This is a genomic window from Georgenia sp. Marseille-Q6866, from assembly GCF_965111665.1.
The window spans coordinates 217,695-236,688 of record NZ_CBCOOR010000003.1 but is presented as its reverse complement, the minus strand read 5'-3'; the positions used below and the strand labels follow the sequence as shown (position 1 = coordinate 236,688).

Genomic DNA, 18,994 nt, shown 5'->3' with positions numbered 1-18,994 from the left:
ACATGACCTCGGGGGAGGGGGAGGAGGGGCTACCGGTCGAGGAGGGCGGCCATCCAGGACTCGACGTCGTCGGGCGTCCGGGGAGGGCGGCGCTGAGGTTCTCCACGGTCCCGTCCTCGCGGACGAGCACGTCGTCCTCGATCCGCACGCCGATGCCGCGCAGCTCCTCGGGGACCGTGAGGTCGTCGGCGCGGAAGTACAGGCCCGGCTCGATCGTGAAGACCATGCCCGGCTCGAGCTCGGCGTCCAGGTACATCTCTCGGCGCGCCTGGGCGCAGTCGTGGACGTCGATGCCGAGGTGGTGGCTGGTGCCGTGGACCATCCAGCGCCGGTGGAACTGGCCCTCCTCGGAGAGGGACTCCTCCGCGGTGCCCGGCAGCAGGCCCCAGTCGGCCAGGCGGTGGGCGAGCACCTCCATCGCGGCGGCGTGGAGGTCGCGGAAGCGGACGCCCGGCTCGGCCGCGCGCGCGAAGGCGGCGTCGGCGGCGTCGAGCACCGCCTGGTAGACGCGGCGCTGCGGCTCGGTGAAGACGCCGTCCACCGGGATCGTCCGGGTGACGTCGGCGGTGTAGAGCGACTCGACCTCCACCCCGGCGTCGATGAGCACGAGGTCCCCGGGACGGACGGCGCCGTCGTTGCGGATCCAGTGCAGCGTGTTGGCGTGGTTGCCGGCGGCGGCGATCGTGTCGTAGCCGACGGCGTTGCCGTCCTCGCGGGCACGGGCGCCGAAGACGCCCTCGATGACGCGCTCGCCGCGGTGGTGGGCCAGGACGCGGGGCAGGGAGCGCACGACGTCGGCGAAGCCCTCGGCGGTGGCGGCGACGGCCTTGCGCATCTCCTCGACCTCGAAGGGGTCCTTGCGCAGCCGCAGCTCGGACAGCGCCTCGGCGAGGACGGCGTCGGCCGCCTCCGTCTCCTGCTGGCCGGTGCGGGCGGTCTCGACCTGCGCCTGGACGGCGGCGTCGACGCCGCGCACGACGCGCAGCTGGACGCCGCCCGCCCCGGCGTCCTTGGCGAGCTCGTCGGCGAGGGAGTCGATGTGGGCGGTGCGCAGCCCGGTGAGGGCCGCGACCTCCTCCAGGCTGGGCCGCTGCCCGACCCACAGCTCCCCGTAGCGGGAGTCGGCGAAGAACTCCTCGGTGTCCTTGCCCGCCCGGGGACGGAAGTAGAGGACGGCCTCGTGGGTGGCGGCGTCGTCGTCGGCGGGGTGCAGGACGAGGACGGCGTCGGGCTCCTCGTCGGTGCCCAGCCCGGTGAGGTGGGCGAAGGCCGAGTGCGGCCGGAAGCGGTAGTCGGTGTCGTTGGAGCGGGTGACGAGCGTGCCGGCCGGCAGGACGAGGCGCTCGCCGGGGAACTGGGCGCCGAGGCGCTCGCGGCGGGCGGCCGCGAAGGGCGCGGCGGGGCTCTCCTCGGGCAGGGTCGGCGGCTGCTCCTCCCAGCCCGAGGCGATGAACGCTCGGAAGGCGGGCGACGAGGGGCGCTGGGAACGGTTCGACCCGCGCTCGCTCAACGGCTGGTTGTCCTGACGGTCCGTGTCGCTCATGTGCCCATCGTCGCACGCACGAGGCGCCCGCCGCCGGGTGCCCAGGCCGTACCCTGGGCCTCGTGCTCGCCCGCCCCGCCGTCGACCTCCACACCCACTCGAGCCTCTCCGACGGCACCGAGCGGCCGGCCGTCCTCATGGCCGCCGCGGCCGCTGCCGGCCTCGACGTCGTCGCCCTCACCGACCACGACACGTGGGACGGGTGGGACGAGGCCGCTGCCGCCGTCGAGCGCACGGGGGTGGCCCTCGTCCGGGGCGCGGAGATCTCCACGTCCGCCGGCGGGATCAGCGTCCACCTCCTGTCCTACCTCCACGACCCCGCCGCCCGCGGCCTCGGCACCGCCGTCGCGCGTGCCCGCGACTCCCGCCTGGGCCGTGCCCGCCGGATGGTCGAGCGCCTGGCCCTGGACTTCGAGCTCACCTGGGCGGAGGTCGAGGCCCTCCTCGAGCCGGGCGGCACCGTGGGGCGCCCCCACATCGCCGACGCGCTCGTCGCCCGCGGGTACGTCACCGACCGCTCGGCCGCCTTCACCGAGATCCTCCACGCCGAGGGCCCGTACTACGTGCGCTACGACGCGCCGGCCGCCGCCGCGGCGGTCGAGCTCGTGCGCCGCGCAGGCGGCGTGCCCGTCGTGGCCCACCCGCGCGCCGGCGCCCGCGGCCGCGTCGTCGAGGACGCCGTCATCGAGGAGATGGCCGCCGCCGGCCTCGCGGGGCTCGAGGTGGACCACCGCGACCACGACGACGGCGCCAAGGCCCAGCTCCGTGACCTCGCCTCCTCCCTCGGCCTGTTCGTCACCGGCTCCAGCGACTACCACGGCACCGGCAAGCCCAACCGGCTCGGTGAGAACCTCCCCGACCCCGCCGTGCTGGAGCAGATCGAGGGCGAGGGCTACCTGCCGGTGGTCCGCCCGTGAGCGCGGTGCTCGACGTCGGGCTGCTCGCCACGACTTTCTTCACCCTGTTCGTCATCATGGACCCGCCCGGGACCGTGCCGATCTTCCTCGCGCTCACCTCGACGAGCACCGCGAAGGAGCGCAAGCGCGCGGCGCGGCAGGCGACCGTCGTCGCCCTCGGGGTCATCACCGTGTTCACGGTGCTCGGGCCCTACATCCTCGACTTCCTCGGCATCTCGGTCCCCGCACTGCAGCTCTCCGGCGGCCTGCTGCTCCTCCTCGTGGCGATGGAGCTGCTCACCGGCAAGGCGGAGGAGCCGCAGCCGGCGGGCGGCGGCAAGGTCAACGTCGCGCTCGTGCCCCTCGGCACGCCGCTGCTCGCCGGGCCGGGCGCGATCGTCGCCGCCATGCTCGCGGTGCAGGACGCCGACGGCCCCACCGGCTGGCTCGCCATCGCGCTGGCGATCATCGGCGTCCACCTCTGCCTGTGGCTGGCCATGCGCTTCTCGCTCGTCATCCACCGCGTCCTCGGCGACGGCGGCACGACCCTCGTCACCCGGCTCGCCGGCCTCCTCCTCGCGGCGATCGCCGTGCAGCTCATGGCCGACGCCGTCTTCTCCTTCATCGACGCCCACGCCTGAGCCGGCTCACGGCGCCACCTTCACGGGCACGACGACGACCGGGTTGTCGAAGGTCGAGGTGCGCACGCTGAGCTCGAGCTCCCACTCACCGGGCAGCGGCAGGTCGACGGCGACGTCGTAGCGGCCGGTTCCGGTCCGCGTCACCGTGGGCGTCAGCGGCCCCAGCTCCCGCTCCGGGAGCGAGAGACGCACCTGCGGGACGTCCTTCGGCTCGAGGGGTGCGCCGTCCGCGTCGTGGAGGGCGAGCTCGACGGTGTTGGTGCCCACCCGGGCAGGGGAGACCCGGACGTCGGCCATGCCGTCCCCGAGTGCCACGTGCTCCGCCACGGGCTGTGCGGGCGCGGGCGCGGGTGCGGGAGCGGTGTGCCCCTCCGTGGGGCTCTGGGAGACGAGAACACCCGTGAGCGCCACCGCGAGGAGGAGGAGCCACGCCTCGGTGCCCACGGTGCGGCGCAGGCGGGCGCGGGCGCCGTCGTCGTCCCCGACGCGCGGGACGAGCCGGTAGCGGTTCCACCCGGCGATGAGGACGACGAGGCCGACGACGGCGACCTTCGCCAGGAGGGTGAGGCCGTAGCCGGTGCCGGTGAGGGCGTCCAGACCGGGCAGGATCCGCCAGGCGAGCACCGTGCCGGTCCCGCCGAGCGCGAGCACCACCCACAGGGCCGCGGTGGAGAAGCGGCCCACGGTCCGCGCGGCGGCGCCGGCGGGAGCGGAGCTGCGCAGGGTGATGACCAGGCCAAGGACGCCGCCGAACCACACGGCACCTGCCAGCACGTGGACCGCGTCGCTGCCGAGGACGAGCCAGGCGGGACCGAAGGAGCGGCTGTGGCCCGCGAGCGGCAGCGAGAGCAGGGCGAGGACGGCTCCGGCGCATGTGAGGGCCCGGCCCGCCGGGGCGGCCCCGGTGCCGAGCGCGAGGACGAGCCCCACGAGGGCGACGACCGTCGCCAGGCCCACCGGCGTGCCGGTGAGCGTGTCCCACAGGGTGCCGGGGTCGACGAGCCCGGAGACGCCCGCACCGGTCCGCCACGCGCCGTCGGCGGCGAGGTAGAGGAGGAGGCCGCCGAGCGCGGCCGCCGCGAAGAGAGTGGTGAGCCGCTGGACGGGCACGTCGACGAGGCGCGCCCCGGGGTCGAGGAGCACGGTGCGGAAGAGGACCAGACCGCTCGTGCCGAGGATCCCCAGGTAGACGAACACCTGCGCGCCCTGGTGGAGGAGGTCGACGAGGGAGGGGCCGGTGGACGGCGCGACGTCTCGGACCTCGGTGGAGGGCTGCCCGACGGAGAAGGTGAACGCCCCGCCGACGGGGTGGCCGTCGGCCGAGACGACCGACCAGTCGACGATGTAGCTGCCCGCGGGCAGGTCCGCCGGCACGGTGAGCTCGACGGTGTCGTCGACGGGACGCACCGGGGCGGGGAGCGGGTCGCCGGCGGCGTCGAGCAGGCGGACGCCGTCGTCGTCGGCCTGGACGGGCTCGTTGAAGGTGAGGGTGACGACGGCGGGCGGTGCGGCGAGCACGTCACCGTCGCCGGGGTCCGTGCCGAGCAGCATCGCGTGGCCGGTGGCCGGGGCGGCTGACGCGAGCGTCAGCAGCACCCCGGCCACCGTGGCGACGAGTGCCAGCACGGTCCGGCGCAGGAGCGGGACCGTCATGGGACGGTCAGCGCGTGCGGCGCGTGCGAGCGAGGGCCACGCCACCGAGGGCGAGGCCGGCAGACCCGAGGGCGAGCGCGGCCCACGACACGGCCGCCGGTGGGCTCGCGGCCTCCGCGGCGCCGTCGTCGCCCGTCGCGTCGGCGGCTGTCGGGCTGTCTGCGGTCTCCACCGCGGTGGCCGGCTCGTCCTGCGCCGCCGCGGTGAGGGTGAGGACCGACGCCGGGTACTCGAGCTCGTCGGGGTCCTGGCCGTCGGCGGCGAGCTGGACCCACGGGGCCTCGCCCTCCTCACAGGTCTGGACGACCGGGAACGCGAGCGTCTCCCCGGCGGTGTCGGGCAGGCGCACCGACAGCTCCATGGCGTCGCGGTGGTCGGCCGGCAGGGGCGAGCGCGCGGTGTAGACCACCTGGGCGACGCGCTCGGTGAGCTGCCCGCCGTGACCGTCGTCGACGGGCGGGTCGAGGGTCTCCATGACCTTCTCGATCTCCCAGCCGGGGTTGACGGTGGGCGTGACGGCGGGGATCGACTCCGGGACCGCGATCGCGACCGCGGTGGTCGCCGAGTCGCCGCAGCCGTGGGGCACCGAGACGGTGAGGACGGCGTAGGAGCCGGCCTCGGTGGTGTCGGCGGTGACGGTGACGTGCGCGGAGGCGCCGGTGGCGCCGAGGAGGACGAGTGCGGCGGCGGCGACGGTGGTCGCGGCAGCCGTGCGGGAACGCTTCATGAGGTGCCTTTCCGGTTCGGTCCCGGACGTGCGGACGCACGCCCGGGGAGGTCGCCGGTGAGGCGACCAGGGCTCAGCTGCGAACCGGGAGCGGAGGGGCGCGTCCGGTGGCCGCGCCGGTGGCGGGGGCCACCGGCGGCACCGGGCGTGAGACGGCGACGGCCGTGCGGGGCGGGACGGGGACAGGCCGCGGGGCGAGCCGGCGGATGCGGACGACGCGGGCGAGGCCCGCGCGCAGCAGCGCCTGCCCGTACCGCAGGACGAGGGCGGTGAGGACCGTGGCGAGGACGTGGGTCGCCACCATCGGCAGCGGGGGACCGTGGCCGTGGGCGGCGTGGTGCGCGCCGGACTGGAAGGTGAGGTGGAGGACCGCCTGGGCGACGGCGAGCAGGGCGAGCAGGCGAGCGGGTCTCAGCGGGCGGCGGGTGAGGGGCAGCGCGACCGCCGCGCACACCGCGGTCAGCGCGGCGAGGGTCGAGACCTGGGGCGCGGCGCCGCCGGCGAGGAGGTGGAAGGCGAGGGAGAGCAGGACGACGAGCGCGGCGGACGACAGTGCCCGAGCCGCGTGTGCTGCCCCCGTTGACCGCATCCGGGCACGTTAGCGAACCTGCGTGACAAAAGCCACACACCGTCCACCGGAAGTGAGGGCGGAGACGACAACGCCCCCGCCCGGGTGTCCGGACGGGGGCGTTCAGTGCGTGGCGGGTCAGCCCTCGCTGGCACCGCTCGGCTTGCGGGTGCGACGGCGGCGACGGCGCTCCTGGCCCTCGCGCGGCGCCTCGGCGCCCTGGCTGCCGGTGCCGCTGCTGCGGCCGGCGTCCGTGCGTCCGCCGCCGCTGCGCCCGCCGCGGCCCTGGCCGCCCTGACCACCGCTGTGCGGGGCGCGGGTGCCGCGGCCGGCGGACTTGCCGGTCTCCCCGAGGTCCTCGAGCGTCTCCGCGTCGAGACCCGCGCGGGTGCGGGCGCTGCGCGGCAGCCGGCCGGTGATCCCGGTGGGGATGCTGAGGTCGGAGTAGAGGTGCGGGGAGGTGTGGTACGTCTCCGGCGGCTCCTCCAGGCCCAGGCCGAGGGTCTTGTTGATGAGCCCCCAGCGCGGCATGTCGTCCCAGTCGACGAAGGTCACGGCGGTGCCGGAGAGCCCGGCGCGGCCGGTGCGACCGATGCGGTGGAGGTAGGTCTTCTCGTCCTCGGGGCACTGGTAGTTGACGACGTGCGTGACGTTGTCGACGTCGATGCCACGGGCGGCGACGTCGGTGGCGACGAGGACGTCGACCTTGCCGGAGCGGAAGGCGCGCAGCGCCTGCTCGCGGGCGCCCTGGCCGAGGTCGCCGTGGATGGCCGCGGAGGCGAAGCCGCGCTCGGCGAGCTCGTCGGCGACCTTCGCGGCGGTGCGCTTGGTGCGGGTGAAGACGATGGTGAGGCCGCGGCCCTCGGCCTGGAGGATGCGCGAGAGCATCTCGACCTTGTTGAGGGCGTGGGCGCGGTAGACGATCTGCCGCGTCGACTTGACGGTGTGGCCGTCGTCGCCCGGGTCCTGCGCGCGGATGTGCGTGGGGCGCGTCATGTACCGGCGGGCCAGGGCGACGACGGCGCCGGGCATGGTCGCCGAGAAGAGCATGGTGTGGCGGGTGGCCGGGGTGCCGGCGAGGAGGGTCTCGACGTCGGGCAGGAAGCCGAGGTCGAGCATCTCGTCGGCCTCGTCGAGGACGACGGTGCGCACCCGCGAGAGGTCGAGGAGGCGCTGCTTGTACAGGTCGATCATCCGGCCGGGGGTGCCGACGACGACCTCGACGCCCTTCTGGAGCGCCTCGATCTGCGGCTCGTAGGCGCGTCCGCCGTAGACCTGGGCGACGCGCAGCGACGGGCGGCGGCGGGAGGCGACGACGAGGTCCCCGGCGACCTGGACGGCCAGCTCACGGGTGGGGACGATGACGAGCGCCTGCGGCTTGCCGGGGTCGGGCAGGGTGTCCCAGCCCTCCTCGCCGGGGGCGACGACGTTCTGCAGCGCCGGGATGCCGAAGCCGAGGGTCTTGCCCGTGCCGGTCTTGGCCTGGCCGATGATGTCGTGGCGGCTCAGCGCGACGGGCAGGGTGAGTGCCTGGATCGGGAAGGGGTGGAGGATGCCGTCGTCGGCGAGCGCGTCGACGATCGCCTGGTCGACGCCGAAGTCCGCGAAGGTGCGCTCCGGGGCGAGCGCCTCGTTGCTCGCGTCGGTGATGTCGGCGTCGATCGTGTCGATGCCGGCCGCGCCGAGGGCGGCGGTGTCGACAGCGGTGGAGACGTCGATGCGGCCGTCGTCGGCCGAGGGCGTGATCACGCCCGAGGAGGTGTCAGTCACGAGTGGTACCTATCCGGTTGTGGCGGGGCGGCGATGTCGCCGGCAGCAGCGCCTGGTCGTGGCAGCCGATCGTGGGCATTCGCGCCGCGTGAGCGGCAGGGCTCTGATATACGTGACGACCGGTCAACCGTATGAACCGTGCCAGTGTAGCGCCAGGGGCCCCGCGTCCGCCCGATGGTGGGCGGACGCACAGGCGCGGCGGGGCGGGGGCGGTGCCGGAACTAGGCTGGGCGCATGCCGAGCCCAGAGCCGTCCGCGCCCGCCCTCGACCGTCCCGAGCAGGTGGTGACGGTGCTCGGGCTCGTGGCCGCGAGCCGGCTCAGCGCCTTCGACTGGCTGGCGGCCGACGCTCTGCACGCCCCGCGCACGCGGGCGCGGGTGGCGGTCGCGCGGCTCGCGTCCGGCCAGCTCGGTGCCTACGACGCGCTCTCCCGCAGCGCGCAGGAGCACGGCGGGGACCTCACCGCCGCCGCCGCGCCCTACCTGGCGCTGCTCGACGGGATCGGGCAGCGCACGCGCTCGGACGACTGGCGGGAGCGGGTGGTGCGCACCGTCGTCGCCGGCGGCATGGTGCGGGACCTGGCCCGGACGGTGGGCGAGCACCTGCCCGAGCCCGTCCGCGGCGTCGTCGCCGACGCGCTCGCCGGGCAGGGCCTCACCGACCTCGTGGCGGCCGAGGTCGCGCAGGCGACCGCCGGCGACCCGGCGCTCGCGGCCCGTCTCGCGCTGTGGGGCCGCCGGGTGGCGGGGGAGGCGCTGGGCGCCGTCCAGCCGGTGCTCGACGTCGTCGAGTCGGCGGGAGCGGCGGACCTCGGCGCCCTGGCCGCCCCCGCGGTGGGGACGATCTCCGCGGGCCACGCCCGCCGCATGGAGCGGCTGGGCCTGGCCGCGTAGGTCAGACCCCGAAGCCGACGCGGCGGGGGGTCTCCGAGCCGAAGCGGACGTAGCCGAGCGCGCCACCGGGGACGAGCACCTGGGCACCGTTCTCGTCGGTGAGCTCGAGGGTGGTGCCCGCGTCCAGCGCCGCCTTGACGACCCCTCGCAGCTCCTCCGCGGACAGCGGGGAATCGATCGTGATCTCGCGGGCGACGTCACGCACGCCGATGGTGATCTCCAAGGTGTTCCGCTCCTTGCTGGGGCGGCCGGGGCCGCGGCTGACAGGATGTCGACCCATCGTAGGCGCGCCGGACCGGGCCGGCCGACCGGGTTCGCCGACGGCGTGACCGCCGATGTCGGTGGCCCGTGGTTCCATCGACGCGTGACACAGATGGCGGTCCGGCTCAGCGTCCCGGCGGCGCGCGCCGCAGTGGACCTGGATGCCGACCAGATGCGCGTCGTCACGCGGCCGGCCGGTGCCGGGCACCTCCTCGTCGTCGGCGCCCCCGGCAGCGGGAAGACGACGACGGCGGTGGAGACCTTCCTCGCCCGCGCCGGGTCCTCCGCCGCGCTGGGCAGCCACCCGCTGAGCAGCCCCGCCCTCTTCCTCGCCCCGTCGCGGCGCGCCGCCGACCGCGTCCGCGACGCCGTCGGCACCCGGCTCCTCGGGGAGGGCGGCAGCACCCGCGGCCTGGTCCGCTCAGTCGCCTCCTTCGCCTACGCCGTCGTCCACGCACGCGCCACGGCGCTGCGCCAGCCGGCCCCCACCCTCGTCACCGGGCCGCAGCAGGACGCCGCCCTCGCCGAGCTGCTCGCCGGGCACGCCGACGGCCTGGGCCGCGACCCGCGCTGGCCCGCCGGCATCGGGCCGGAGACCCGCGCCCAGCCCGCCTTCCGCAACCAGCTGCGCGACCTCCTCACCCGCGCCGTCGAGCTGGGCCTGAGCCCGGAGGAGCTCGCGGAGCTGGGCCGCCGCGCGGGCCGGCCCGAGTGGGAGTCGGCCGCCGTCGTCCTCGGTGAGTACACCGACGTCACCGTGCTCGGGGAGACCCCCGCCGACCGCGGCGCCCGCTACGACGTCGCCGCCGTCGTCGACGTCGCCACGCACGCCCTGCGTACCTGGCGCGAGGACCTGCCCGACCTCGCCCCGCCCCGCTGGGGCACCGTCGTCGTGGACGACTACCAGGACGCCACGCTCGCCACGGCGCGTCTGCTCCACGCGTTGGCCGACGACGGCGCCGAGCTCGTCCTGCTCGGTGACCCGGATGCCGGTGTCCAGGGCTTCCGCGGCGGGACACCGGCACTTGTGGGCCGGGCCGTCACGCGCGAGGCGATCGGCGGCTTCGACGCCGAGCGTGAGGTCCTCGGCACGGTGTGGCGCGGCACGCCCGCGCTGCGGGAGGTCACGCGGCGGGTGACGAGCGAGATCTCCGTCGTCGGCGGTGCGCGCCACCGCGCCGCCCCGCACGCCGAGGTCCGCGAGCCCGAGCCCCGCCCGGACGAGGCGCCCCGCGGCGTCGAGACCGCCGTCCTGCGCAGCCCCAGCCAGCAGGCGGCGCACGTCGCCCGGCGGCTGCGCGAGGAGCACCTGCACCACGGCACGCCGTGGTCGCAGATGGTCGTCGTCGTGCGCTCCACGGGCCAGGTCGCCGGGCTGCGCCGCCAGCTGCGCGAGGCCGGGGTCCCGGTCGCGCAGGAGGGCGCGCGCCAGGCGCTGCGCGAGGAGCCCGCCGTGCGTCCGCTCCTCACCGCGCTGCGTGCGATCACCGGCACGCTGGACGCGGAGGCCGCGGTGGCGCTTCTGTGCTCCCCGCTCGGCGGGATGGACTCGGTGTCGCTGCGCGGCCTGCGGCGCGCGCTGCGCGGCGCGGTCGCGGCGGAGCTGCCCGAGGGCAGCGCCCCGGTCGCGGTGCGGGCCGCCACCGACGAGCTCCTCCTCGAGGTCCTCGCCGAGCCGGTGCGTGCCGCCACCCTGCCCGGGCCCCACCGCGCCGGCCCGGTCCGCGTGAGCCGGGTGCTGGCGGCCGGGCGCGCGGCCCACGAGCGCGGCGGCGGTGCCACCGAGGTGCTGTGGGCGCTGTGGGACGCCGCCGGGCTCGCCGAGCCGTGGCGCCGGCGCGCGCTCGCCGGCGGTGCCACCGGGGAGCGCGCCGACGCCGACCTCGACGCCCTCATGGCGCTCTTCCGCGCCGCCGAGCAGTTCGACGAGCGGCACGCCGGGGCGGGGCCCGCCGGCTTCGTCGCCGAGGTGCTCGCCCAGGACATCGCCGCCGACACCCTCGCCGCCCAGGGCCAGCGCCGCGAGACGGTCTCGATCCTCACCCCGGCCGGCACCGGGGGCGGGCAGTGGGAGGTCGTCGTCCTCGCCGGGCTCCAGGAGGACGTGTGGCCCGACCTGCGCCTGCGGGACACGCTGCTCGGGGCGGGCGAGCTCGCCGACATCGCCTCCGGCCGGCGCGAGCCGGGCACGCCCGTGGCCCGCAGCCAGGCACGCCGGGACGTCCTCGACGACGAGCTGCGCATGCTCGCCGTCGCCGTCTCGCGGGCCACCCGCCGGCTCGTCGCCACCGCCGGCCTCGACCTCGACGACCGCCCCTCCTCCTTCCTCGAGCTCCTCGGCGCCGACTCCGCCGAGGAGGCCGCCGGCCCTGTCCCGCCCGCTCTCGACCTGCGCGGGCTCGTCGCCGAGCTGCGCGCCGCCCTCGACTCCGAGCTCCTCGCCCAGGCGCGCGGCGCTGCCCGGCCGGACCGGTACGAGGCGGCGGCCGCGCTCCTCGCCCACCTCGCCGCGCAGGAGGTGTCCGGCGCGGACCCCGAGGAGTGGCACGGCCTGGCCACGGCAAGCAGCACCGCGCCGCTCCACGGCCCCGACCAGCAGGTGCCCGTCACCCCCTCCACCGTGGAGACCGCCGACCGCTGCCCGCTGCGCTGGGCCCTGCAGACCGCGGGCGGCCGGCGGGAGGACTCCCTGGACCAGTCGCTGGGCAACCTCGTCCACGACATCGCCGCCGAGCACCCGCACGGCACCCTCGAGGAGCTGCGCGAGGCACTCGAGGCCCGCTGGTCCTCCCTCGGCCTGGGCGAGGGCTGGGTCGGGCGGCGCTCGCGGGCGGAGGCCGAGCTCATGGTCGAGCGCCTGGCGCACTACGTGGCCGGCGTCCCGGGGGAGGTCGACGTCGAGACCGCCTTCACCGCGGACGTCGGGCGGGCCCGGCTGGTCGGGCGCATCGACCGCGTCGAGCGCCTCGGCCCGGCCGGCGACGGCGACGGCGAGGTCGTCCGCGTCGTCGACCTCAAGACCTCCAAGAACCCGGTGAGCGAGGATGAGGCCCGCACGAACGCGCAGCTGGCCACCTACCAGGTCGCCGTCGAGGCCGGTGGGCTCCCCGGCGCAGGGGAGTCGGCCGGGGCGCGGCTCGTCTACCTCGGCACGGGCAAGGCCGGTGCCACCGAGCGGCGCCAGGTCCCGCCGCGGGAGGCCGAGGACCCGGCCTGGGCGCACACGCTCGTCGCCCGGGTCGCCGACACCATGGCCGGTGCGTCCTTCGAGGCGCGCGTCAACCCCGGCTGCAGCCACTGCCCGGTGCGGCGCAGCTGCCCCATCCAGAGCGAGGGACGACAGGTGACCCAGTGACCGAGATCCTCACCCCCGTCCGGCACAGCCCCGCGGACATCGCCCGCGCGCTCGGCCAGCACGTGCCCACCGAGGAGCAGCAGGCCGTCATCGAGGCCCCGCTCGCGCCGCAGCTCGTCGTCGCCGGCGCAGGGTCGGGCAAGACCGAGACGATGTCCGCGCGCGTCGTCTACCTCGTCGCGAACGGACAGGTGCGCGCGGACGAGGTCCTCGGCCTCACCTTCACCCGCAAGGCCGCCGCCGAGCTCTCCGACCGCGTCCGGCTGCGCCTGCGCCAGCTGCGGCGCGCGGGTCTGCTCGCCGTCGAGGACGCCCGCATGGACGTCGACCGCCCCACCATCGCCACCTACAACTCCTTCGCCGCAGACATCGCCAAGGAGCACGCGCTGCGGATCGGCATGGACCCCGACGCCCGGCTCGTCACCGAGGCCGGCGCCTGGCAGCTCGCCGACGGCGTCGTCCAGGGCTGGCACGACGCCCTCGACGTCGACGCCACGCCCGGCTCCGTCACCGAGGCGGTGCTCTCCCTGTCCGGGGCGCTCGCCGAGCACCTCCTGTCCACCGACGACGCCCGCGAGCAGCTCGAGCAGCTCACCGGCTCGCTCACCGACGCCACGCCCTCGGGCCGCACGAAGGAGCCCTACGCCGACACCCGCAGGACCGTCGGTTCCCTGCGGGAGCGGCTGGCGGTCCTCGACCTCGTCGACGCCTACGCCCGGGCCAAGCGGGAGCACGGCGTCATGGACTTCGCCGACCAGGTGGCCATGGCGGCGCGCATCGCCGAGACCGTGCCCGCCGTCGGGCAGGCGCTGCGCGAGCAGTACCCCCTCGTCCTGCTCGACGAGTACCAGGACACCTCGGTGGCCCAGCTGCGGCTGCTGTCCTCGGTCTTCGGCGGCGGTCACGCGGTCACCGCCGTCGGTGACCCGAACCAGGCGATCTACGGCTGGCGAGGGGCCGCCGCCGCGGCGCTCGCGGACTTCCCCGCCCAGTTCCCCAGCCTGGGCCGCGCGGGACAGGAGCACACCCCCACCCGCTACCTGCGCACCTCGTGGCGCAACGACGCCCGCATCCTCGCCGTCGCCAACCGGGTGTCCGGGCCGCTGCGGCTGCCGGACGACTCCGGCCCGGCCCCGGTGGAGGTGCCCGAGCTCGTCGCCCGCCCGGGGGCGGGGGAGGGCCGGGTGCTCGCCGGCTACGCCGAGTCGGTGGAGGACGAGGTCGCCGGCATCGCCGACTTCTTCGTCGAGCGCTGGGCCCCGGAGCAGACGGCCGCGGTCCTGTGCCGCACCCGCTCCCAGTTCACCGGTGTCGTCGAGGCGCTGCGCGCCCGCGGCGTCCCGGTCGAGGTCCTCGGCCTCGGCGGGCTGCTCGCCGCGCCGGAGGTCGTCGACGTCCGTGCCGCCCTCGAGGCCGCCCACGACGCCTCGCGCGGCGACTCCGCCATGCGGCTGCTCACCGGCGCCGGGCTCGGCGCCGCCGACCTCCACGTCCTCGGCGCCTGGGCGCGCTCCCTCGCCGCGGCCACCGGCGCCAAGGGGGAGGCGAGCGTCGTCGAGGCCGTCGACGAGCCCCCCGCCCCGGGGTGGCGGGCGCCGTCGGGCGCCGTGATGACCACCGACGGGCTGCGGCGGGTCCACCGCCTGGGGGCCCTCCTGCGCCAGGTCCGCTCGCTCAGCTACCTCTCCCTGCCCGAGGTCGTCGCACACACGATCACGCTCATGGGCCTGGACATCGAGGTCGCCGCGCGCGCCGGCCGCGTGCCCGCGCACGCACGCGGCAACCTCGACGCCTTCGTCGACGTCGCCGCCTCCTTCGCCGCGGACACCGGGGGAGGGGGCCTGGGCACCTTCCTCGGCTGGCTCGACGCCGCCGAGGAGCGCGAGCGCGGCCTCGAGCCGGTCGACGCGGAGCCCGAGCCCGGGGCCGTCCAGGTGCTCACCGTCCACGCCGCCAAGGGCCTGGAGTGGGACGTCGTCGCCGTGCCGGGGATGGTCGAGTCCCAGTTCCCCAGCTACAAGGGGCGCCCGTCGGCCGACGGCGCGGTGAGCTCCGCCGGCTGGCTCACCGACCGCACCGCGCTGCCCTACCCGCTGCGCGGGGACGCCGAGAGCCTGCCCGCCCTCGACATCCCCCCGGCGCCCACCCACGCCGACGTCCGCGACGCCCTCGCCCAGCTCCGGCGCGACGGCGGCCGGCACGCCGTCGGGGAGGAGCGGCGCCTCGCGTACGTCGCCGTCACCCGGGCCCGGCACACTCTGCTCCTCACCGGCTCGTGGTTCCGCACCGGCAAGACGCCGCTGCCGCCCTCGCGCTTCCTCACCGAGCCGCGGGACGCCGGGCTCCTCGAGGAGGCACCGCTCGGCTGGGCCGGTGAGCCGGCCGAGGACGCCGTCAACCCGAGCCTCGAGCGCGTGGTGGCCGCCACGTGGCCCCTCGACCCGCTCGGCGAGCGGCGCGAGCGGCTCGAGGCGGCCGCCGTCGCCGTCCGCACCGCCACCGGGCTCCCGGCCGAACGCTCGGGTGACGTCGCCCGCTGGGCGCGCGACGCCGAGCTCCTCCTCCGTGAGCGCGAGGAGTCCCGCGCCGCCGGGCTCGAGGTCTCCCTCGGCACGCACCTGTCCGCCTCCGGGGTCGTCGGGCTCGCGCAGGACCCGCACGCCTTCGCCCTCGAGCGCCGCCGGCCCATGCCGAGCGCGCCGAGTGAGCATGCCAGCGTCGGCAACCTCTTCCACGCCTGGGTCGAGGAGTACTACGGGGCGCCCAGCCTGCTCGACGTCGAGGGGGCCGACGCCCTCTTCGGCACCGAGGAGCCGGAGGAGCCGCGGGCGGGCGCCGCACCAGACCTCGAGGCGCTCAAGCGCACCTTCACCACCTCGGCGTGGGCCACCCGCCGCCCCGTCGCGGTGGAGGTCGACCTCGAGACGGCGGTGGCGGGCACGGTGGTCCGCTGCCGGATCGACGCCGTCTTCGACGACGAGCAGGGCCTGCAGGTCGTCGACTGGAAGACCGGTGCGCCGCCCCGGGACGCCCACACCCTCGCGGCCCGAGAGCTCCAGCTCGCCCTCTACCGCCTCGCCTGGTCGCGGCGGACCGGCCGGCCGCTGGAGGAGATCGGCGCGGCGTTCTACTACGTCGGCGCCGACCGCACCCTGGAGGCCGGTCGGCTGACGGAGGAGGAGATCGATCGCCGCCTCGGCGCGGCCCTGGCCCAGCTGACGGGCGACCGGTCCACCGGCGTGCGCGCCGGCCGCAGCTGACCGATGGTGGGGCGATGGAAGCCCTCTACACCGCTGAAGCACTGTCCACCGGCGCCGGCCGCGACGGCCACGTGAGCACCCCCGACGGCCGGCTCGACCTCGACATGGCCGTCCCCAAGGAGATGGGCGGGTCCGGGAACGGCGCCAACCCCGAGCTCCTCTTCGCCGCGGGCTTCGCCGCCTGCTTCCACTCCGCCCTGCAGGGCGTCGCCCGCCAGATCGGGGTCGACGTCCAGGGCTCGACCGTCGGCGGGCGCGTCGACGTCGGCAAGCGCGAGGGCGGCGGCTTCGGCCTCGCCGTCACCCTCGAGGTCGTGCTCCCGGACGTCCCGCACGAGCAGGCCCAGCAGCTCGCCGACAAGGCCCACGAGGTCTGTCCCTACTCCCACGCCACCCGGGGCAACATCGAGGTCACCGTCACCGTCTCGGACGACTGAGTCACGACTCACACCGCCGGGGCGGACCTCGGCTCGGGCGAGCCCCGGCGGTGGTGCACGATTGTCCGGTGACCAACCTCGCCCCGCGGTCCCCGCGGCCCAGTGCGAAGTTCATCCTCCTCGTCGGCGTCATGGCCGCGCTGCCCGCGGTCACCACCGACATGTACCTCCCGTCGCTGCCCGTGGTGGCGACCGAGCTCGACACGACGCCTGCCCTCGTCCAGGGCACCATCACCGGCGTCCTCATCGGCGGTGCGTTCGGCCAGCTCCTCGCCGGCCCGCTGTCCGACCGCTACGGCCGGCGCCGCCCGGTGATGATCGGCGTCCTGCTCCACGTCATCGCCTCGGTGCTGTGCATCTTCGCGGCCGGCATCGTCCCGCTGCTCGTCCTGCGCGTCATCCAGGGCATCGGGAACGCTGCCGCGACGACGACGGCGATGGCGGTCATCCGCGACCGCTACAGCGGGGCCACCGCCTCGGCGATCCTCTCCCGGCTCATGCTCGTCATCGGCATCGCGCCGCTGCTCGCCCCGACGGCCGGCAGCCTCGTCGCCGACATCGCCGGCTGGCGCGCCGTCTTCGGCGTGCTCGCCGCGCTGGGCGTGGCACTTATGTTCTTCATGTGGCGCTTCCTGCCCGAGTCCCTGCCCCCGGAGCGGCGCCGCAGCGAGGGGGTCGGCGGGGCCCTGCGCGGCTACCGGGTGCTGCTGCGCGACCGGCAGTTCGTCGCGCTCGCGATCCTCCCGGGCCTCGGCCTGGGCGCCCTCATGAGCTACGTCGCCGGCTCGCCCTTCGTCTTCCAGGAGCAGTACGGGCTCGGGGAGACCCAGTTCGCGCTCCTCTTCGCCCTCAACGGCATCGGCCTCGTCCTGGGCGCGCAGGTCAACGCCGCCATCGTCCAGCGCTTCGACCCGCTCCACATCATGCGGGTGGCGGTGCCGATCGCGCTCGCACTCGCCGTCGCCCTCTACGTCATCGCCTTCCGCGACATCGCGGGGCTCGTGGGGATCGTCGTCCCGCTCTGGCTGCTCCTCGCCGTCAACTCCGTGGTGCCGCCCAACGCGAGCGCCCTCGCGCTCAGCCGCCACGGCGAGCGGGCAGGCTCCGCGGCCGCGCTCATCGGTGCCGCCCAGGCCGGTCTCGCCGGCGTCGTGAGCCCGCTCGTCGGCGTCCTCGGCGAGGACGCTGTCGCGATGGCTACGGTGATCATCGGGGTCATGGTGCTGGCCTTCATCGTGCTGGTCATCGGCACCCCCGCCTACCGACGGAAGGAACGGCGATGAGCGACCTGCCCCCGGAGCTCCGTGACGACGGCGACCGGCACCGGCCCGTCCAGCCCCTGTGGTGGCGGGTGACGACGGCCGTCATCGCGGTCGTCCTCATCGCGATGGTCGTCATCGCCTACACCTTCTGAGCGGCGGACCTGCTCAGGGGTGGAGGGTCGCGGCCGCCGAGCGAACCGCGGCGGTGACCCGGTCGATCCGCTCCGAGCGCAGGCGCCAGCGCTGCCAGTACAGCGGGACGTCGACCCGGTCGCGCCCGGGGAGGCGGACCAGGCGTCCGCGCTCGACGTCGTCCCCCAGCTGCTCCTCCGGCACGACACCCCAGCCGAGCCCGGCACGGACGGCCGCGAGGAAGCCCTCCGAGGACGGGACGACGTGCGTCGGTGGTGATGCCGTGACGCCACGGGCCGCGAGCACCCGCTGCTGGAGGTCGTCCTTGGCGTTGAACCGCACGACGGGCATGCCCGCCCACTCGACGGCGCGACCGCGTGTCCACCGCGCGGCCAGCTCCGGGGCGGCCACGGGGACGTAGCGCATCGTGCCGAGGGGCTCGACCGAACAGCCCTGCACCGCGACGGGCTCCGACGTCACCGCACCCAGGACGGCCCCGGTCCGGAGGAGGGTGGCGGAGTGGCCCTGGTCCTCGACGTGGAGCCGCAGGCTGACGTCGGGCCACGAGGCGCACTCGGCGAGGACCCGCACGAACCAGGTGGCGAGGGAGTCGGCGTTGACCGCCACGGGGAGGGGCGCCGTCCCCGCACCACCGGTGGCGGACAGCTCGGCACGCAGCTCGCGTTCCAGAAGCTGCTGCTGCCGGGCCGTGCGGAGGACGGCGGCGCCGGCCTCGGTGACGCGGCTCGGCGTCGTGCGCAGGAGGAGCACCTGCCCGACCTGGCTCTCGAGCGCGCGGATGCGCTGGCTGACCGCGGACGGCGTGACGGACAGGTGGTGGGCGGCGGCATCGAAGCTGCCCTCGTCGACGATGGCGACGAGGGCCGCGAGCTGCTCCGGGCGCAGGTGCATGAAGCAATGCTAATGCAGGGCAAGAAACTGTTGTTTGGCTTCAGGACTGACGGCTCCTAGCCTCGTCCTCGTGACGCCCCTTCTCGCCGGACTCCTCACGGGTCTGTCCCTCATCGTCGCCATCGGCGCGCAGAACGCCTTCGTCCTGCGCCAAGGCCTGACCCGCAGCCACGTCGGCCTCGTCGTCGCCATCTGCGCGCTGTCCGACGCGCTGCTCATCACGGTCGGGGTCAGCGGCGTGGGCTCGGTCGTCGCCGGCAACCCGGTGCTCCTCACGGTGCTGCGGTGGGCCGGCGCGGCCTACCTCGCCGCCTACGGGCTGCGCTCGCTGCTCGACGCCCGCCGCCCGCAGGCGCTCGAGGCGCGCGAGGCAGGCCCGGCCACCCGCCGTCAGGTGGCCCTCACCGCCCTCGCCCTCACCTACCTCAACCCGCACGTGTACCTCGACACCGTTCTCCTGCTCGGCTCGATCGGGAACCAGCACGGCGAGGTGGGGCGGTGGTGGTTCGCGGCCGGGGCCGTCGCCGGCAGCGTCACCTGGTTCACCGCCCTCGGCCTCGGGGCCCACGCCGCTGCGCCCGCGCTGCGCCGCCCGGGAACCTGGCGGGTGCTCGACGCCGTCATCGGCGTCGTCATGATCGCCCTCGCCGTGGGGCTCGTCGTCGGCTGAGCGGGAGCGGTGC

The 18,994-nt window shown here is 75.9% G+C and carries 15 protein-coding genes and 1 pseudogene; 9 read left to right on the top strand and 7 right to left on the bottom strand.

From position 1 onward, the window contains the following. Nucleotides 1–29: 29 nt before the first annotated feature. Nucleotides 30–1,543: pseudogene (locus ACWPXV_RS04405) on the bottom strand (aminopeptidase P family protein). 53 nt (nt 1,544–1,596) lie between these two features. Here ACWPXV_RS04405 and ACWPXV_RS04400 point away from each other — a divergent pair. Then, nucleotides 1,597–2,460 carry a PHP domain-containing protein gene (locus tag ACWPXV_RS04400; protein WP_454084112.1) on the top strand — a complete coding sequence of 288 codons (864 nt, stop codon included), beginning with the start codon at nt 1,597–1,599 and terminating at the stop codon, nt 2,458–2,460. Continuing rightward, a complete protein-coding gene (locus ACWPXV_RS04395; RefSeq protein WP_454084073.1) occupies nt 2,457–3,080 on the top strand; it encodes a MarC family protein in 624 nt (207 codons plus the stop codon). The genes ACWPXV_RS04400 and ACWPXV_RS04395 overlap by 4 nt, the downstream gene beginning before the upstream one ends. Nucleotides 3,081–3,086: 6 nt before the next feature. Here the strand turns inward: ACWPXV_RS04395 and ACWPXV_RS04390 are convergent, their stop codons facing one another. From ACWPXV_RS04390 to ACWPXV_RS04375, 4 genes are all read right to left on the bottom strand, one after another. Next, on the bottom strand, nt 3,087–4,733 hold the full coding sequence (locus ACWPXV_RS04390) for a copper resistance CopC/CopD family protein (protein ID WP_454084072.1): 1,647 nt from the start codon (nt 4,731–4,733) through the stop codon (nt 3,087–3,089). Nucleotides 4,734–4,740: 7 nt separating this feature from the next. Beyond that, entirely contained in the window at nt 4,741–5,460 is a 720-nt protein-coding gene (locus ACWPXV_RS04385; RefSeq protein WP_454084071.1) for a YcnI family copper-binding membrane protein, read from the bottom strand. Nucleotides 5,461–5,533: 73 nt separating this feature from the next. After that, nucleotides 5,534–6,049 carry a hypothetical protein gene (locus tag ACWPXV_RS04380; RefSeq protein ID WP_454084070.1) on the bottom strand — a complete coding sequence of 172 codons (516 nt, stop codon included), beginning with the start codon at nt 6,047–6,049 and terminating at the stop codon, nt 5,534–5,536. Between the two features lie 117 nt (nt 6,050–6,166). After that, nucleotides 6,167–7,798, bottom strand: a complete 1,632-nt coding sequence (locus tag ACWPXV_RS04375) for a DEAD/DEAH box helicase (RefSeq protein WP_454084069.1) — start codon at nt 7,796–7,798, stop codon at nt 6,167–6,169. Between the two features lie 234 nt (nt 7,799–8,032). Between ACWPXV_RS04375 and ACWPXV_RS04370 the strand changes: the two genes are divergently transcribed. Next, nucleotides 8,033–8,692 (top strand): ferritin-like fold-containing protein, encoded by a 660-nt coding sequence (locus ACWPXV_RS04370; RefSeq protein WP_454084068.1) that lies wholly within the window; start codon nt 8,033–8,035, stop codon nt 8,690–8,692. A gap of 1 nt (nt 8,693) precedes the next feature. Here the strand turns inward: ACWPXV_RS04370 and ACWPXV_RS04365 are convergent, their stop codons facing one another. After that, nucleotides 8,694–8,915 (bottom strand): DUF3107 domain-containing protein, encoded by a 222-nt coding sequence (locus ACWPXV_RS04365; protein WP_251303889.1) that lies wholly within the window; start codon nt 8,913–8,915, stop codon nt 8,694–8,696. A gap of 150 nt (nt 8,916–9,065) precedes the next feature. Between ACWPXV_RS04365 and ACWPXV_RS04360 the strand changes: the two genes are divergently transcribed. The 5 genes from ACWPXV_RS04360 (at nt 9,066) to ACWPXV_RS04340 (ending at nt 17,419) form a co-directional block, all read left to right on the top strand. Next, a complete protein-coding gene (locus ACWPXV_RS04360) occupies nt 9,066–12,308 on the top strand; it encodes an ATP-dependent helicase (RefSeq protein WP_454084111.1) in 3,243 nt (1,080 codons plus the stop codon). Beyond that, a complete protein-coding gene (locus ACWPXV_RS04355) occupies nt 12,305–15,568 on the top strand; it encodes an ATP-dependent helicase (RefSeq protein WP_454084067.1) in 3,264 nt (1,087 codons plus the stop codon). The genes ACWPXV_RS04360 and ACWPXV_RS04355 overlap by 4 nt, the downstream gene beginning before the upstream one ends. Nucleotides 15,569–15,582: 14 nt before the next feature. Further along, nucleotides 15,583–16,005: an organic hydroperoxide resistance protein gene (locus ACWPXV_RS04350; protein ID WP_454084066.1), complete on the top strand. Its 423-nt coding sequence runs from the start codon at nt 15,583–15,585 to the stop codon at nt 16,003–16,005. Between the two features lie 68 nt (nt 16,006–16,073). Continuing rightward, complete coding sequence (locus ACWPXV_RS04345; RefSeq protein WP_454084065.1) at nt 16,074–17,288, top strand: multidrug effflux MFS transporter; 1,215 nt, start codon at nt 16,074–16,076, stop codon at nt 17,286–17,288. Next, nucleotides 17,285–17,419, top strand: coding sequence for a hypothetical protein (locus ACWPXV_RS04340; RefSeq protein WP_286010672.1), 135 nt, complete (start codon nt 17,285–17,287; stop codon nt 17,417–17,419). Before ACWPXV_RS04345 ends, ACWPXV_RS04340 begins: the two co-directional genes overlap by 4 nt. A 13-nt stretch (nt 17,420–17,432) precedes the next feature. Here the strand turns inward: ACWPXV_RS04340 and ACWPXV_RS04335 are convergent, their stop codons facing one another. After that, nucleotides 17,433–18,311 carry a LysR family transcriptional regulator ArgP gene (locus tag ACWPXV_RS04335; RefSeq protein WP_454084064.1) on the bottom strand — a complete coding sequence of 293 codons (879 nt, stop codon included), beginning with the start codon at nt 18,309–18,311 and terminating at the stop codon, nt 17,433–17,435. A gap of 70 nt (nt 18,312–18,381) precedes the next feature. Here ACWPXV_RS04335 and ACWPXV_RS04330 point away from each other — a divergent pair, with 70 nt between their 5' ends. After that, complete coding sequence (locus ACWPXV_RS04330) at nt 18,382–18,981, top strand: LysE/ArgO family amino acid transporter (protein ID WP_454084063.1); 600 nt, start codon at nt 18,382–18,384, stop codon at nt 18,979–18,981. Nucleotides 18,982–18,994 lie beyond the last annotated feature (13 nt).